At 63.3% G+C, this 16,558-nt stretch carries 14 protein-coding genes; 2 read left to right on the top strand and 12 right to left on the bottom strand.

All coding sequences use genetic code 11. The features are described from left to right. Positions 1-106 precede the first annotated feature (106 nt). Complete coding sequence (locus tag ELS24_RS00070) at positions 107-1,003, bottom strand: phytanoyl-CoA dioxygenase family protein (RefSeq protein ID WP_050447380.1); 897 nt, start codon at positions 1,001-1,003, stop codon at positions 107-109. A gap of 159 nt (positions 1,004-1,162) precedes the next feature. On the opposite strand from ELS24_RS00070, the gene ELS24_RS00065 reads away from it, so the two are divergent. Further along, on the top strand, positions 1,163-1,459 hold the full coding sequence (locus tag ELS24_RS00065; protein ID WP_050447379.1) for an acylphosphatase: 297 nt from the start codon (positions 1,163-1,165) through the stop codon (positions 1,457-1,459). Between the two features lie 142 nt (positions 1,460-1,601). Here the strand turns inward: ELS24_RS00065 and ELS24_RS00060 are convergent, their stop codons facing one another. The 6 genes from ELS24_RS00060 to ELS24_RS00035 all read right to left on the bottom strand — a co-directional run bounded on the left by ELS24_RS00060 (position 1,602) and on the right by ELS24_RS00035 (position 6,936). Further along, positions 1,602-2,507: an EamA family transporter gene (locus ELS24_RS00060; protein WP_127183038.1), complete on the bottom strand. Its 906-nt coding sequence runs from the start codon at positions 2,505-2,507 to the stop codon at positions 1,602-1,604. A gap of 100 nt (positions 2,508-2,607) precedes the next feature. Then, on the bottom strand, positions 2,608-3,666 hold the full coding sequence (locus ELS24_RS00055) for a threonine aldolase family protein (RefSeq protein WP_127183037.1): 1,059 nt from the start codon (positions 3,664-3,666) through the stop codon (positions 2,608-2,610). A 5-nt stretch (positions 3,667-3,671) separates the two neighbouring features. After that, positions 3,672-4,406, bottom strand: coding sequence for an amino acid ABC transporter ATP-binding protein (locus tag ELS24_RS00050; RefSeq protein ID WP_050447375.1), 735 nt, complete (start codon positions 4,404-4,406; stop codon positions 3,672-3,674). 33 nt (positions 4,407-4,439) lie between these two features. Next, complete coding sequence (locus ELS24_RS00045; protein ID WP_050447373.1) at positions 4,440-5,129, bottom strand: amino acid ABC transporter permease; 690 nt, start codon at positions 5,127-5,129, stop codon at positions 4,440-4,442. 9 nt (positions 5,130-5,138) lie between these two features. Further along, on the bottom strand, positions 5,139-5,936 hold the full coding sequence (locus ELS24_RS00040) for an amino acid ABC transporter permease (protein ID WP_050447372.1): 798 nt from the start codon (positions 5,934-5,936) through the stop codon (positions 5,139-5,141). Between the two features lie 88 nt (positions 5,937-6,024). Further along, the gene (locus tag ELS24_RS00035) at positions 6,025-6,936 is read right to left on the bottom strand and encodes an amino acid ABC transporter substrate-binding protein (RefSeq protein WP_127183036.1); all 912 of its coding nucleotides are present in this window, start codon (positions 6,934-6,936) and stop codon (positions 6,025-6,027) included. A gap of 171 nt (positions 6,937-7,107) precedes the next feature. Here ELS24_RS00035 and ELS24_RS00030 point away from each other — a divergent pair, with 171 nt between their 5' ends. Next, positions 7,108-8,040 (top strand): LysR substrate-binding domain-containing protein, encoded by a 933-nt coding sequence (locus tag ELS24_RS00030; RefSeq protein WP_050447371.1) that lies wholly within the window; start codon positions 7,108-7,110, stop codon positions 8,038-8,040. Positions 8,041-8,184: 144 nt separating this feature from the next. On the opposite strand, the gene ELS24_RS00025 is transcribed toward ELS24_RS00030, so the two are convergent. The 5 genes from ELS24_RS00025 to dnaA form a co-directional block, all read right to left on the bottom strand. Next, positions 8,185-9,186 carry a virulence RhuM family protein gene (locus tag ELS24_RS00025; protein WP_050447370.1) on the bottom strand — a complete coding sequence of 334 codons (1,002 nt, stop codon included), beginning with the start codon at positions 9,184-9,186 and terminating at the stop codon, positions 8,185-8,187. A gap of 299 nt (positions 9,187-9,485) precedes the next feature. Further along, the gene (locus tag ELS24_RS00020; protein WP_127183035.1) at positions 9,486-11,426 is read right to left on the bottom strand and encodes a WG repeat-containing protein; all 1,941 of its coding nucleotides are present in this window, start codon (positions 11,424-11,426) and stop codon (positions 9,486-9,488) included. A 13-nt stretch (positions 11,427-11,439) separates the two neighbouring features. Further along, on the bottom strand, positions 11,440-13,887 hold the full coding sequence (gene gyrB, locus ELS24_RS00015; RefSeq protein WP_050447368.1) for a DNA topoisomerase (ATP-hydrolyzing) subunit B: 2,448 nt from the start codon (positions 13,885-13,887) through the stop codon (positions 11,440-11,442). 101 nt (positions 13,888-13,988) lie between these two features. Continuing rightward, a complete protein-coding gene (gene dnaN / locus ELS24_RS00010; protein ID WP_006227714.1) occupies positions 13,989-15,098 on the bottom strand; it encodes a DNA polymerase III subunit beta in 1,110 nt (369 codons plus the stop codon). 2 nt (positions 15,099-15,100) lie between these two features. After that, complete coding sequence (gene dnaA, locus ELS24_RS00005) at positions 15,101-16,558, bottom strand: chromosomal replication initiator protein DnaA (RefSeq protein ID WP_127183034.1); 1,458 nt, start codon at positions 16,556-16,558, stop codon at positions 15,101-15,103.

The following is a 16,558-nucleotide window of genomic DNA, read 5'->3' as shown; positions in this document are numbered from 1 at the left end:
CAGGCCCTGCGGCGCCGCTCAGTATACGCGCCGAGGCCGGCAAGCGTTGCTTGCCGGCCTCGTTCGCCCCCCCTCTGACTGGGGCTCTATGGCCCCGTCGCCCGAGCTATCGCGGCCAGACCTTGCTGACCGCGCGTATGGTGGCCCACGCTACCCAACGCGGGCTGGTCAGCCGCGCACCCGGCAGCCGGCGCATCACATCCACGGCCAGCCCACCACGCTTGTGCCACTGCTTCTTGCGCGTCTGGCTATCCGTCCAGCGGCCTTCCAGCCACGGAAATTCGCGGCGCCCCGGCTTGTAGACCGGCGGCGTGTTGTAGATCAGGATGTACGCCAGGCGCGGCGACGGCGACGTGTTCGGCCCGGTGAAGTGCAGCGTGCGGGCGTCGTGCACGGTGATGCCGCCCGGGTCCAGCGGTTCGGCCACCGCCTGGTCACGCTGGAATTCGCCGCAGCATTCCAGCGGATGCAGGCTCTTGTCGCCGCCGGGCGAACGGTGCTCCAGCACGTCCCATTTGTTGGACCCGGGGATGAACTGCATGCAGCCGTTTTCCACGGTGGCGGGTTGCAGCGCCAGCCAGATGCTCAGCTCGTTGTAGACGAAGTCGGGCGAACGGAACGCCTCGTCCTGGTGCCACGGCGTTTCCGGGCCGAACGGGCCGGGCTTGAGCAGCGCGTGCTCGCCATACAGCGCCGCCTCTTCGCCCAGCAATTGCCGCGCCAGGTCCAGCGTGCGCTCGTGGTAAGTCGTCTTCAGTAGACCGGGGGCATAATGACGCGGATCGTGCAGGCTTGGAAACTTCGCGGGCTTGGACGGGTCGTCGCGGCTGACGAAGTCATACTGCGCGCCCTCGTTGTATCCCGTTTTGTTCGCGAACAAGTCCAGCAGGGTGCGACGGATGTAGCCCACCTCATCCTGCGGGCACATGTCCTTCAGGGCCAGGTAGCCCTGGTCCCTGTAGCGCGCTGTCTCAGCTTCCGACAACAAACTGGTCTCTTCCATAATGGCTTCTCCAAGCTCTGGTAGCGGGTGTTCCCGTTGGCACGTTTTGACATGAGCACTAACGTATCGCTTCGACACCCACCGGGCCTATAGACCATCCGCTGTAGCCTTAACCGCCTACTCATCCCATTGGCGGCGCATCATCCGAAGGAAACATCCATGCAAGACCCTAAGACCGACTCCCATATCGAAACCGTCCTCGTGTCAGTCAGCGGCACGGTGCAAGGCGTGGGGTATCGCCACGCCACGGTGCGGCGCGCCCACATGCTGGGTGTGACGGGCTGGGTGCAGAACCTGCTGGACGGCACGGTTGAAGCCCTGGTGCAGGGCACGCCCGACCAGGTGGACCACATGCTTGAGTGGCTGCGGCGCGGCCCGCCGGGCGCGTCCGTGCAGGAAATGACGACGCGCCGGGAATACACCGACAAGCGTTATATCCGCTTTGAACAGGTGTAGCCGGGCAGTGTGCGATTCAGCGCCCTCGGCGTTAAGCCGTAGTCCGGCTGGTCGAGGGGTTGAGGCAAGGTTGAGACAGTGGTTGAAGCCGGGCTGATAGGGTCGCAGACGCCTGCCTGATGACCCGGTTTGAACGGGTATTTCAGCGGCTGCGCAGCCAGCGTCCGCCAACCTGATTGATGATCAGGCCCGCCAACACGCAGCCCGCCCCCAGCCACTGCAACGGTTGCAGCCGTTCCCCGAACGCCATGGACGCCGCCCACAGGCCCACCACCGGCACCAGCAGCGAGAACGGTGCGATCTTGGCCGCCGGATGGCGCGTCAGCAAGCGTGTCCACAGCGTGTAGGCCACCAGCGTCGCCAGCACCGCCAGGTACAGCACCGACAGCGCCTCGCCCCAGCCGATGCCGGTAATCATGCCCAGCACCGGCTCCCAGCCGTCGATCAACACTGCCAGCAGCAAGAATGGCAGCACCGGCGCGGCGCTGCTCCAGGCGATGAAGGCAAAGGGGTCGTAGCCAGGCGCCATGCGACTGGCCCGCCGCACGATCATGTTGGACGCTGCCCACATGAACGCGGCGCCCAGCGTCAGCACAAAGCCCAGCATGGTCATCTGGCCCGGGCCTTCGCCCCGGCCGCCCGCAATCACCGCCAGCCCCAGCGCGGCCACGCCCAAGCCGATCCAGTGATGCCGCCGCGCGCGTTCGCCCAGCACGGGGGTCGCCAACAGCAAGGTGAAGAATGCCTGGGTCTGGATGACCAGCGAGGCCATGCCGGCCGGCATGCCGAATTTCAGGGCAGTGAACAGCAGGCCGAATTGGCCCAGCCCCTGCACCAGCCCGTAGGCCGCGATCCACTGCCACGGCAGTTGCGGCCGGCGCACGAAAATAATCAGGGGGAAGGCAGCCAGCGCGAATCGCAGCGCGCCCAGCATCATGGGCGACAGGCCCTGCATGCCGACCTTCATGACAACAAAATTAAGACCCCATATGACCACGACCGCCAGCGCGCAGAAATAGTCTTTTCGGGTGAGGTGAGTCGTGGACATGCGGCATTATCGCACCGCCGCAATGGGCCGGCGGTGCCGATGAACACTGGGTTTCAGGGCCAGTTTTCAGTGCTGGCGTTCAGCACTTTTTCAGTGACTTTCAGCGTTTCTCCAGCACCGCCGCGAAGGCCTGCACGGCGGTGTCGATGTCCTCGTCCTCGATGTGGCGATGCGTGACGCAACGCAGGCGCGTGCGGCCCCAGGGGCGTGTCAGCAGGCCTTCGGCTTGCAAGGCCGCCACCCACTGCGTGTTGGTCATGCCGGAATCGGCGGTCTCGACCTGCACGATATTGGTCTGCGGCACCGTGGCCGACAAGGCGGGCGCCAGGCGGTTGATGCCGTCGCTCAAGCGGCGCGCGCGGACGTGGTCTTCGACCAGCCGGCCGGTCATCGTCTGCACGCCTTCCAGGCCGGCCGCCGCCATGATGCCCGACTGGCGTTGCGTGCCGCCCAACATGCGGCGCAACGTGCGCGAACGAGCCATCACCGCCTTGCTGCCCGTAAGCACCGCGCCCACAGGGGCGCTAAGGCCTTTGGACAGACATAGCGACACCGTATCGGCGTACTGGGTGATCTCGGGTGCCGGCACGCCCAGCGCCACGGCCGCGTTGAACAGGCGCGCACCGTCCAGGTGCACGGGAATGCCACCGGCGTTGGCCATGTCGTACACGGCGCGCATGTGATCCAACGGCAGGACGGCGCCCCCGGCGTTGTTGTGCGAGGTTTCCATCGCCACCAGCGACGTCTTCAACCGGTGCCCGCCCGACAGCAAGGCCTCGTCCAGCCGGTTCAGGTCCATCGCGCCATCGGTGCCGGACACGCCCTGATAGAACAGCCCGGTAAACGTGGCCGCACCGCGTTCCGAGGTGTACATGTGGGCTGACGACTCCAGCACCACCTGCTCGTTACGCTGCGTTTGCGCCAACACGGCAAGCAGGTTGGCCATCGTGCAACTGGGCACGAACAACCCGGCGTCCTTGCCCAGCAGGGCCGCCACGTGGGCTTCCAGCGCGCGCACGGAAGGGTCGCCATCCAGGCCGTCATCGCCGATCGGCGCGGTGCGCATGCGTTCGTACATGGCCGCCGTCGGATGGGTCACCGTGTCGCTGCGCAGGTCGACGGGAAGGGCGGGATGGTCGGCGGGAGTCCGCTGGGTCATGGGTATCAATGCTGCAAAATCTTGGAAAGAAACTGGCGCGTGCGCGGGGCACGTTCCTCTACATTGCCGAAGAACTCGTCCTTGACGCAGTCTTCGACAATCTTGCCGCCGTCCATGAAGATCACACGGTCGGCAACGCGGCGGGCAAACCCCATTTCGTGGGTCACCACCATCATCGTCATGCCTTCGCTGGCCAGGTCCGTCATCACGTCCAGCACCTCGTTGACCATCTCGGGGTCCAGCGCCGAGGTGGGCTCGTCAAACAGCATCACCACCGGGTCCATCGACAGCGCGCGCGCAATCGCCACGCGCTGCTGCTGGCCGCCCGAGAGCTCACCGGGGTGCTTGTCCTTGTGCGCCGACAGGCCCACGCGCTCAAGCAGCGTCAGCGCCCGCGCACGGGCTTCTTCCTTGCCGCGGCCCAGCACCTTGGTCTGGCCCAGGCACAGGTTTTCGGTCACCGACAGATGCGGGAACAGCTCAAAGTGCTGGAACACCATGCCAGCCACCGACCGCAGCTTGGGCAGGTTGGTGCGCGGGTCACCCACCGAAATACCGTTGACCACGATGTTGCCCTTTTGAAAGGGCTCCAGCGCGTTCACGGTCTTGATCAGCGTGGACTTGCCGGACCCCGACGGCCCGCACACCACCACGACTTCACCCTTGCCGACTGTCGTCGTGCATTCATCCAGCACCTGAAAGGCGCCGTACCACTTGCTGACCTGCGAGATCTCGATCATCGGAGGCGTCGTAGATAGTTGCATCGCTAAACCCTATCGCAGCACACGGGTGCGCTTTTCCAGTAGTTTGACCAGGCGGGACGCCGTGAAGCAGATCACGAAATACACCACCGCCACGAACAGATAAAGCTCCACCAGCCGGCCATCGCGCTGGCCGATCTTGGACGCCGCGCCCAGGAAGTCGGTCAACGACAGCACATAGACCAGCGACGTGTCCTGAAACAGGATGATCACGCGGGTCAACAGCGCGGGAACCATGTTGCGAAACGCCTGCGGCAGCACCACGTAGCGCATGCCCTGCCACGGCGTCAGGCCGATCGCCATGCTGGCCGACACCTGGCCGCGCGCAATCGACTGAATCCCCGCCCGCATGATTTCGCAGAAGTACGCGGCTTCGAACAAGGTGAAGGTGATGACCGCCGAATTGAACGCCCCCACGCGCAAGGGCGTGGCCGAGCCCACCACCCAGGCGGCGATGTACGGCATCAGGAAGTAGAACCAGAAGATCACCAGCAGCAGCGGAATCGAGCGCATCACGTTCACGTAGATGCCCGCCGGCACCGACAGAATCTTGAAGCGCGACAGCCGCATCATGGCCAGCAGCGTGCCCAGCGCCAGGCCCATCACGGCGGCCAGCACCGTCAGCGTCAGGGTGAACGTCATGCCCGTCTGGAACAGATAGGGCAGCGCGGTCCAGATCACATCGAAATCAAATTTACCCATCGCGATCCCCTATCGGCTCAGGGCGGCGGTCTTGACCGCGGCCGGACCAGCTTTGCTGGCCGCGCCGTTGCTGGCCGCGCCGATCAGGCCAGGCACCGCGATATGCCGTTCAAGCAGACGCATGCCCAGCACGACGATGCCGTTGAGGATCAGGTAGATCACCGTCGCGGCGGAGAACGCCTCGAAGATGTGGAAGCTGAATTCCTGCATGGAACGCGCCTGGCCGGTCAGCTCCAGCAGGCCGATCGTCAGCGCCACCGAGGAATACTTGATGGTGCCCATGAATTCGGACGTCAGCGGCGGCAGCACGATGCGAAACGCTTCGGGCAGGATGATGTAGCGGTACACCTGCACCTCGGTCAGCCCCAGGGCGGTCCCCGCCTGGAACTGGCCGCGCGGCAACGACTGGATGCCGGCGCGCAACTGCTCGGCCACGCGCGCCGAACCATAAAACCCCAGGCACAGCACGGCAGGCACGAACTGCCCCCAGGGCTGCGGCATCTGCTTCATCGCCAGGCCCCAGGCATGCGGCAGCAATTCAGGCAGCACGAAATACCACAGGAACATCTGCACCAGCAGCGGTATGTTGCGGAACAGCTCGACGTAGGTCGCGCCCAATAGGTTCATCACGCGGGACTGCGCCGTACGCATCACGCCCAGCCAAGATCCCAGCAACAGCGAAAACACCCACGCCGTCAGCGCAAGCGCCAGCGTCCAGCCCACGCCGATCAGCAGCGTTTCCAGAAAGTTATGCACGCCATCCGGCGACATCTCCAGGAAGACGCTCCAACTCCAGTCGTAATTCATGCCCGTGCCCTAGATGGCGGCGCCATGCGCGACGCCTTGCCCCAAAACCGCCGCGGGACGCCTGGGCGTCCCGCGGACTAGTTGCTGCTTACTCGTATACCTTCGGGTCACCCGAGTCGGTCGGGTTGGCCAGCGCACGCTTGAGCGCATCGCTCATCGGATACTTCAGGTTGATCTGCTTCGGGGGAATCGGCGAATTGAAGTACTTGTTGTAGATCGCCGCGACCTTGCCGCTCTTCATCAGATCCACCACGGCATCGTCCACCACCTTCTTGAATGCGGGGTCGTCCTTGGGTTCCATGATGCCGTAGGGCGCCATTTCCAGGCCCTTGGTGCCAATCACGAACGCATCCGGATTCTTCGACGAGGCCACGGCGCCATAGGCGATGCCGTCATCGTTGGCCGACCCGGCGGCACGGCCCGATTCCACCATCAGAATGGTTTCGGCGGTGTCCTTGGTGGGCGCCATCGTGATGCCCAGGTTACCCTTGGCATTCAATTGCGAGATCAGGCGGAAAGTCTGGCCGCCGGCTTGGGCGGCGATGGTCTTGCCCCGGAACGATTCCAGGTTGTTGGGGTCCACGCCGCCGTCCTTGCGCGCCACCAGCACCACCTGCGCCACGAAGGTCGTGGGCGCGAACGACACCAACTTGTGGCGGTCGAGCTTGTTGGTGGTATTGCCGCATTCCAGGTCGATGGTGCCATTGGCCAGCAGCGGAATACGCGTGGCGGAGGTCGTCGGGTTGTAGCGCACTTCCAGCTTGGGCAGCTTCAGCGCCGTCTTGATGTGCTGCACCACTTCCTGGCAGATCTCGACCGTGTAGCCGATGGGCTTCTGGTTGCCGTCAAGATAGGCGAAGGGCACCGAGGTCTCGGGGTGGCCGAGCGTGATCACGCCAGTTTCACGGATCTTGTCCAGGCGGCTGGTGCCTTCGGCGTGGGCGGTGGCCGTGCTGCCCAGCAGGGCGGCAGCGACGGAGATCGCGGCAAATGCTTTCATCTGATTCCCTTGGCGCCGTGCAACCGGCGCGTGTTTGTAGTCACGATCGGCGGCGCCGGTTTGTCCGACGTCCGCCACGTCCCGCGATGAGCCCCGCGGCTGGCAAAAAGTATCAACTAGCAGTATGGTTTTATCCAGTTCCAATCAGGTATTCCTCTATACGGATTTGATATGGCCATTCCACGGATGGGCTTAAGACACATCGAGGCCTTCCGAGCCGTCATGATGACCGGCTCGATGACGGCCGCCGCGCGGCGCGTGCATACCTCGCAGCCGCACGTTAGCCGCTTAATTGCGCAATTGGAAGCCATCACCCAGTTTCCCTTGTTCGATCGCAATGGCAGCCGCCTGAGCCCCACGCAGGACGGCTCGCGCTTCTTTCAAGAGGTGGAAAAAACCTTTATTGGCCTGGCCGGCCTGGAGTCGGCGGCGGCCAGCATCCGCTCGTTCAGCGCCAGCCGCCTGAGCGTGGCGGCCATGCCACGGCTGGCGGGCGGCATGCTGGCGCGCATCGTCGCGGCCTTCAAGACCGAATACCCCGACGTGATGGTGTCCATCCATTCGGGCAACGCCAGCACCGTGCACAACTGGATCAGCTCGGGCTTTTGCGACACGGGCCTGGCCATGCTGTCGGGCGACAGCCCCGGCATTCAGGTCGAACCCGTGATGACGATGAACTGCGTGGCGGTACTGCCCAAGGGGCACCGCCTGACCAAGTTGAAAAAGCTGAAACCCGCTGACTTCGCAGGCGAGCCCTTCATCGCCTTTCCCAGCGCCACGCCGCTGCGCGAAAAGATCGACGCCGTCTTCAAGGCCGCCAAGGTGGAACGGCAGACGGTGGCCGAAGCGGGGCTAGGGTCATCGGTGTGCGCGCTGGTGGGCGCGGGCCTGGGCGTGGCGCTGATCAACCCCTTGGCCGCGCGCGAAGAGTACGAGGCCAACGGCGTGGAAGTGCGACCCTTCAGCCCGGCGGTACCGGTCACGGTGGCCTTGCTGTATCCGCCGTATCACACGCGCACGCGGCTGGTCAGCGTGTTTTCACGGTATGCGCATCAGTTGATGAATGAAGAGATGGCGGATTTGAAGGCGCGGGCGGCGCGGTGAAGGAGCCGGCCTTTGCCGCCTGCTAGATGAAGGACCGTTCCAGGTAGTCGGCCGCTTCGCCAGACGGCTTCAGTGCCTGCCTGTACGCCAGGTTCAACTGCGGCAGTGGAGTCCCAACCGCTAGGCAGCATCGGTTTTCCCATTTCAACCACGCTCCCGGCGATTCAATACCTTCTCCACCCGTTCCAACTCCCTCAAGTCCTCCCGATCCGCCGCCAACGCCTCCTCCTTCCGCCGCGCGGCATCGAATTGCTCGTACCGGTCATACACAATCGTCGTCATCGACTTGTGGCTCATCTTTCCCGCCCCCTTCAATAGCGGGCTCTCGTTGAACTCGATAAAGCTATCCACATACGCACGCCAGTCGGCCATGCGCAGGTTCTGCCGCTTCTTCGCACGCAGCTCTGCAAAGTCCATGAACATGGTCGCGATGCGGTTGAAGTCGTCCAACTCTTCAGCATTCAAATAGTTCTTCGCCACGATCACATCGGCCTTCCGCACGCGCCCTTGTTTCCAGGACAGCAGCGCCATATTGGGCTGAGACGGATCGGCACGCCGCACCACTAGCTCGGCCGCCGTGTGGCGCGTCACCGCGTAGAACATCTTGTTCTGCACTTCCGCATAAAACAGCCCCGTCGCTGCGGGGTCGTCGGCGTAGTCCACAGACAGAGCGAACAGATCCCGGATCTTCTGATAGAAGCGCTTCTCCGACGTTCTGATATCCCGGATGCGCGCAAGCTGCTCATCGAAGTAATCCCAGCGGCTCACGTCCTTCAGGCGTTCGTCGTCCATGACGAAGCCCTTGACCAGGAACTCCTTTAGATGGGTCGTGGCCCATTGCCGGAACTGCGTCCCCCGCGGCGACTTTACGCGGTAGCCGATCGCCAGAATCATGTCCAGGTTGTATTGCTGCGTGCGGTAGCGCTTGCCGTCGGCGGCAGTTGTCAAGTCTTGCTTGACAACTGAACCCTCCTGAAGCTCCCCCTCTGCCAGCACATTGCGCACGTGCAGGCTAATGTTCTGCTTTGTCGTCTGGAATAACTCGGCCAGCTCAAGTTGGGTCAGCCAAATGGTGCCGTTTTCAGCACGCAAGAAGAACTGAGCGTCTCCATCCTGCGTTGTATAGAGCACAAGTTCGGCATTCATCGGAGCCTCCAATTGTTTGACACTGGTTCATCATCCCCTGCAAACCGGATCCGCACTGTGGCGAACGTATCGAATTCATCATCCATGACACGCAGCAAGACCACTTCTATTTTGTGCAAGCCAAGCATGCGCTGCTTGGAGAAAAGGCATTCTGACGCGCACTTTGGCCGCTCGCAACTTGAACGACGTAACGCCTGCCAAGTGCAGTAAGAAAAGGGCTGCTTCTTTGCAGATCCGCTGACATGAAATCCTTGGCCGTGCGCGAAGAGTAAAAGACCAACGGCTGAGCCCAGCCTGCGCTATTTCGGCTCGGTTTGCACCCGCCCGTCCGCATGCAAATAGCGCATCGCGCCGTCAACATGCATGGCCGGCACGGCTTGCCCCTGGCGCCAGCATTGCGCAATCGCCGTCGGGCAGCCGTGCACGCCATCCCCCGTGCGCAGCGACTCGGGTATACCGATCCACGCATAGACCGGTTCGTGCAGCCACGCGCCGTCTGCTTGTGCGATACCGATGTGCAGGCCATCCGGACTGTGGTCGCTGGCCTGTTCCGGGACCACGGCGCACAGCCAGCCGTAGGTGTCTTTCCACATCAGGCCGAACACCATGTGCTGCAAGCAGGGCAGCGCCTCGCGGCGCTCGACCATGTCGTAGGCGCCTTGGAACCATTCGTCCCATTCCCCATGATCCACGCAGCGCAGCACGCGCACATAGCGGCCGGCTTGGCCCGCGGGCGGGGGCGTGATGTTGGCGGGATCGGGCGCGGGTAGCCAGATGATGTCGGCCAGATCGGTATAGGTCACCGGTACGATGACTTCGCCTTCGCCGTTCACAATGCCGCGCTGATCGTCTTCTGTCAGCACCCGGATTTGCATCTGGCCGCTTATCCACAGGCCGGCGGGATCGGACTCCGTGTCCACAGGCCCCAATGCCGCGTACAAGGCGTCCCGCACGAGTCGACCTTGCGCATCGATCAGGCCGCAACCGTCACCGCGCTGCGTCACGTAGGCATGTAGCGCGTCATCCCAATTGATGTCGTCCCATACGGGCGCGCTTGCCCAGGCGCCGCTACGGTCGATCAAGCCCCAGCACCCGGCCTCGTACGCAGGCGCCAAGCCACCGGGGGAAAAATCGCCCGCCGACTCGAACGCCGGAGGAATCGCCCACGCCCCCGACCTATCCACAAACCCGATCTGGTCACCCACGCGCGCCATCGCCAGACCCTGTGAATAACTCCACACTTCGTCCAGCTCGCACGGCATCAACTGGCGGCCATCGGTATCGATCAGCCCAAGCCTGTCGTTCTTGAGAACCGCCGCCACACCGTCTTCAAACCGCCAGATGGAATCGAACTGGGGCGCCAGCACCACGCGGCCGTCTTCGCCGCGTCCTTCGCGCACGCCGCACAGCTTGTCCACAACAAAGCGATGTAAACCGCCGCCGAGGTGGGTATCGTTGCCGTTGCCCTCATCTTCGTCCTTATCCTCGTCTTGGTCTTCGCCCTCGTCGAAGTCTTCATAGCGAACGCGCCGGGCAGGCTCTTGCGGGAAAAAGTACGGATGCGCCAGGCCGCCCAGGCCGACACGCCAAGCCCAGCCGGATTCATCGTCGGTGTCTTGAACATCCAGCAAGCGCCACACGGCCGCGGCGTCGTCCTTGCGCATGCTGTGCTGCAAGGCATTCCAACGTGCCGTACAAAGCGCGCGCGCATGCGGAAGGTACGCGGCCGCGCCATCGGCATGCAGCCACGCCAGCTCATCAAGATTTGCGCTTATCCACAAGTCGGCGGCATCGGCCCGCTCGCCCGAAGCGTCCCCCGCCCCCCGCGCATCCATCCGTTCGGCCAGGTAGGCCACCGCCGCATCCCACTGCACGCAATGCGATGCGTCGCTGTTTACCGCATGCGTCCGCAAGAACGCCGCCATCTGGCGCAAGCGATCGTGCGCGGCTTGCGCGGGGGCGGCCAGCGCCGCCGTACCCGCGTCGCCAAACACGCGCTGCGACGCATCGGCATCACGCAAGCTGCCATCGGCCAGCAGCACCTGCCATAGCGTCGGCAGGTTGCCGTTGGCGGCGGCGATTTCTTCGGATGACACCGTGTGTCCATCCCGTTCCGTCTGCAACGACAACCACGCGCGATTACCCATCACTGCATCCTTGAAGCACGCCAGCCACCGCTCGATCAGCGCGCGACCAGCCGGAAAAACAAAGGCCAGCCCTTTCAGGCTGGCCCGGGTCATGCGAGGCAAACGCTTACGCGTCGATATTGCCCGCCGACAGCGCGTTGCGTTCGATGAACGCGCGGCGCGGTTCCACGTCGTCGCCCATCAGGGTCGTGAAGACTTCGTCCGCCGCGATGGCGTCTTCGATCTGCACGCGCAACAGGCGGCGCACCTTCGGATCCATCGTGGTTTCCCACAGCTGTTCCGGGTTCATTTCACCCAGACCCTTATAGCGCTGCTTCGAGATGCCGCGATCGGCTTCGCTGCGCAGCCATTGCATGGCTTCGCGGAAGTCGGACACGGCCTGTTCCTTGCGCTTTTCGCCTTCGCCACGCGCGGCGAGCGAACGCGGGCCGACCTTGCCCAGGAAGCTCTTGGCGGCCTTGGACAGGATGGTGTAGTCAGCGCCGTTGACGAAGTCGGCGTCAATGATGCTGACGCGCACGTTGCCGTGGTGCATGCGCTGCACCGACAGGCGATGGCGTTCGGTGGCTTCATCAAACTGCGGCACCACGTCCACGCCGTTGCCGCTGACCGGGTCACGCATGGCCTCGGCCAGGCGCTTGGCGGAATCCGCCGTGGACTCAGCCGTTTCCAGGTTGATTTCCACGCCTTCGGCCATGGCCGACAAGGCGCCCACGTCGAACACCTTCGACAGGCGCGCAATGACGCCGTCGGCCGCCACGTACTGGCTGGCCAGGTCGGTCAGCTCTTCGCCGCGGATGATGTTGCCGCCCGAGATGATCTCGGCATCCTTCAGCGCCTGTTGCAGCATGAACTGCGCTTCTTCCTGGTCGTCCTTCAGATAGCGTTCTTCGCGGCCAACCTTCACCTTGTACAGCGGCGGTTGGGCGATATACACATAGCCGCGCTGCACCAGTTCCGGCATCTGGCGATACAGAAGCGTCAGCAGCAGGGTGCGGATGTGCGCGCCGTCCACGTCCGCGTCAGTCATGATGATGAGGCGGTGGTAGCGCAGCTTTTCCACGTTGAAATCGGGGCCGATGCTGGTGCCCAGCGCCGTGATCAGCGTGGCGATCTGTTCGCTGGCGATGAGGCGGTCAAAGCGCGCCTTTTCCACGTTCAGCACCTTGCCGCGCAGCGGCAGAATGGCCTGGAACTTGCGGTCGCGGCCTTGCTTGGCCGAGCCGCCTGCGGAGTCACCCTCGACGATGTACAGCTCGCACAGCGCCGGATCTTTTTCCTGGCAGTCGGCCAGCTTGCCGGGCAGGCCGGCGCCTTCCAACACGCTCTTGCGCCGCGTCATTTCGCGGGCCTTGCGCGCGGCTTCACGCGCGCGGGCGGCTTCGACGATCTTGTTGCACAGCGCCTTGGCGTCGATCGGGTTTTCAAGCAACCAGCTTTCCAGCGTGCGGGCCACGGCTTCTTCAACGGCCGGACGCACTTCGCTGGACACCAGCTTGTCTTTGGTCTGGCTGCTGAACTTGGGCTCGGGCACCTTCACCGACAGCACGCAGGCCAGGCCTTCGCGCATGTCGTCGCCGGACGTTTCCACCTTGGCCTTCTTGGCCAATTCGTTGTCGGCGATGTACTTGTTGATGATGCGGGTCATCGCCGCGCGCAGGCCGGTCAGGTGCGAGCCGCCGTCGCGCTGCGGGATGTTGTTGGTGAAGCACAGCACGCTTTCGCTGTAGCTGTCGTTCCACTGCATCGCCACTTCCACGCCTACCGACACGCCGCCGGCGGCCGATTCGGTGCTGACCGAAAACACGTTCGGGTGCAGCACGGTCTTGGCGCGGTTGATGTATTCAACAAAGCCCTTCACGCCGCCCGAGAACGCGAAGTTCTCTTCCTTGCCCTGGCGTTGATCCACCAGGCGGATCTTCACGCCGTTGTTCAAAAACGAGAGCTCGCGCAAGCGCTTGGAGAGAATCTCGTAGTGGTATTCGATGTTGTTGAAGATGACCGGGTCGGCCAGGAAGCGCACTTCCGTGCCGCGCATGTCCGTCGTGCCCGTCACGGCCAGGGGCGCCACGCGAGCGCCTTGGCGGAATTCCATCTGGTGGACCTGGCCGTTGCGGCGGATGGTCAGGCGCAGCCATTCGGACAGGGCGTTCACGCAAGACACGCCCACGCCGTGCAGGCCGCCGGACACCTTGTACGAGTTCTGGTCGAACTTGCCGCCAGCGTGCAATTCGGTCATCACGATTTCCGCCGCGCTGCGGTGGAATTCGTCGTCTTTGTGGATATCCGTGGGGATGCCGCGACCGTTGTCGGTGACCGAGATGGAGTTGTCGGTGTGGATGGTGACGACGATGTCGTCGCAATGGCCGGCCAGAGCTTCGTCGATGGCGTTATCCACGACTTCAAACACCATGTGGTGCAAGCCGGTGCCGTCGGACGTGTCGCCGATGTACATGCCGGGGCGCTTGCGCACGGCCTCCAGCCCCTTGAGCATCTTGATCGAGTCTGCGCCGTAGCCGCTGTTCTCGGGAGTGGTGTTCTGCTGATCTGACATGTCTGGTTCGATAACGCTTTAAAGAACGGCCTGGCGGCCGGACCGCCCGCGAGCCATCAGGCCCGCAAGCGGCACAAACCCACAAAGGAGTGGGACGCGGATCAAATCCGCATGGGCATGACGACGTATTTGAACTGGTCGTCTTCGGGCAGGGTGATGAGCGCCGATGCATTGGCATCGGGCATGACCGACCACTGGATGTTGTCGACTTTCACGTTGGCCAGCACATCAAGCAAATAGCCCACGTTAAAGCCCACGTCCAGGGCCTCATGGCCGTAGTCGATGTCGATTTCTTCCTGCGCTTCTTCCTGCTCGGCGTTGGAAGACGAGATCTTCATCTGGTTTTGCGCCAATTGCAGGCGCACGCCCTTGAACTTGTCGGTCGTCAAAATGGCGGCGCGCTGCAAGCTGCCTTGAAGCGCTTCGCGGCCCACCATGAAGTGGCGCGTGTAGTTCGTGGGAATCACACGCGTGAAATCGGGGAACTTGCCTTCGACCAGCTTGGACACCAGTTCGACATCGCCGAAGCGGAAACGGATCTGGCCTGGCGCCACATCAATGGAGACCACCTCGTCGGAGTCTTCCAGCAGGCGCTGCATTTCCAGCACGGTCTTGCGCGGCACGATCACTTCGTGGCGTTCGGCGATGCCGTCGGCTTCGGTGGAGCAGTGCGCCAGGCGGTGACCATCGGTGGCGACGGCGCGCACACGGCCCGGTTCAAACACCAGCAGCATGCCGTTCAGGTAGTAACGGATGTCTTGTTGCGCCATGGCGAAGTGCACCATGTTGAACAGGTGGCGCAGCGTGCGTTGCGGCATGGTCAGCGACACATCCCACTGCTCGGGCTGAGCCACGGTGGGGAACTCGCTGGCGGCCAGCGTCTGCAACGCAAAGCGGCTCTTGGCCGACTGCACCGACAGCTTGTTGCTGGCCAGGGCCAGGCGCACGTCGCCGGTATCCGGCAGCGCTTTCAGGATGTCGAGCAGCTTGCGCGCGGCAACCGTGGTGGACTCGTTGTCCTGGCCCACGCCGAAGTCGGCATGGGTGGTGATCTGTACTTCCAGGTCGGTCGCAATAAAGGCAACCTTGTTGCCTTCCTTGCGCATCAGGATGTTCGCAAGAATGGGCAGGGTATGGCGTCTTTCGACGATGCCCGCCACAGTCGACAGCGGTTTCAGCAATGCATCGCGTGTGGTTTGTACGAGTTGCATGTTCATCCTTTTAGAGTTTGTTCCAACACGTGCAGGGTATGGTTGAGCTCCGCTTGTTTTGCGCGGGCGTCGGAAATCTTGCGTACGGCATGCAGTACGGTGGTGTGATCGCGCCCCCCGAACAGATCACCGATTTCCGGCAGGCTTTTCTGCGTCAGCTCTTTAGCCAGGTACATCGCGACCTGACGCGGCAAGGCGATATTGGCGGGCCGGCGTTTCGAGTACATGTCCGCGACCTTGATCTTGTAGAAATCCGCCACCGTCTTCTGGATGTTTTCTACCGTGATCTGGCCGTTGGACACGGACAGCAGGTCTTTCAGGGCTTCCTTGCAGACATCCACCGTCAGCACGTCGCGACCATGGAAGCGGGCGTAGGCCAGAACCTTGCGCAGCGCGCCTTCCAGTTCGCGCACGTTGCTGCGCAGATGCTTGGCAATGAAGAAGGCCACTTCCTCGGGCATGGGCACGCCTTCGGATTCCGCCTTGCGCAGCAGAATTGCCACGCGCATTTCCAGCTCCGGCGGCTCGATCGCCACCGTCAGGCCGGAGTCAAAGCGCGAAATCAGGCGGCTGTCGATGCCGGACAGTTCCTTCGGATACGTATCGCTGGTGATGATGATCTGCTTGCGCTGGGCCACCATCGCTTCGAACGCATAGAAGAATTCTTCCTGCGTGCGGTTCTTGCCGGAGAAGAACTGGATGTCATCGATCAGCAGCAAGTCCAGCGAATGGTAGTAGCGCTTGAAGTCGTCGAACGCCTTGCGCTGGTATGCCTTCACCACATCGGACACGTATTGGTCAGCGTGCACGTAGCGCACCCGCACGCCCGTGCCAGCCGCGACCATGGCGTTGCCGATGGCGTGGATCAGGTGGGTCTTGCCCAGGCCCACGCCGCCATACAGGAACAGCGGGTTGTAGGACGTGCCAGGGTTCTCGGCCACCTGCAACGCCGCGGCGCGCGCCAACTGGTTGGCCTTACCCGTCACGAAGTTCTCGAAGGTAAGGTCCGTGTTCAGGCGCGAACGCTCGTACACGATGTTGGCGGCATCCGCGTTCACCGACTGCGCCGCAACCGTCGTGGCAGGTTGGGGCGGGGCGGCCGGAGCCGGGGCCTGCATGGGCGGCGCGCCGCCTGAGGGCTGTGCAGCGGACAGGTGCGATTGAACGGGTTGCGGTGCACGCACGGGCGCGACCGGCATGCGCGGGGCGGCTCCATGAGAAGGCAACTCGAACAAGACCTGTACCGGTCGCTTGAACCACTCCGCGGCCAACGCTTCGATCTGGTGGGAAAAGTTCTTGCGCACCCAATCCAGCTTGAAGCGGTTGGGCGCGGCAACGCGCAGCACCGCCTGCGTTTCGTCGTACGCAAGCGGGACCAGCGGTCGTATCCACGCGCTGATTTGTTGGGGGGGGAGTTCCTGCTCAAGACGACTGACGCAGGTCTGCCAGAATTCTTTCAT

The organism is Achromobacter spanius, from assembly GCF_003994415.1.
Taxonomy (GTDB): Bacteria; Pseudomonadota; Gammaproteobacteria; order Burkholderiales; family Burkholderiaceae_B; genus Achromobacter; species Achromobacter spanius_C.
The sequence above is the reverse complement of the archived record's forward strand: the minus strand, read 5'-3'. Positions and strand labels throughout refer to the sequence as shown.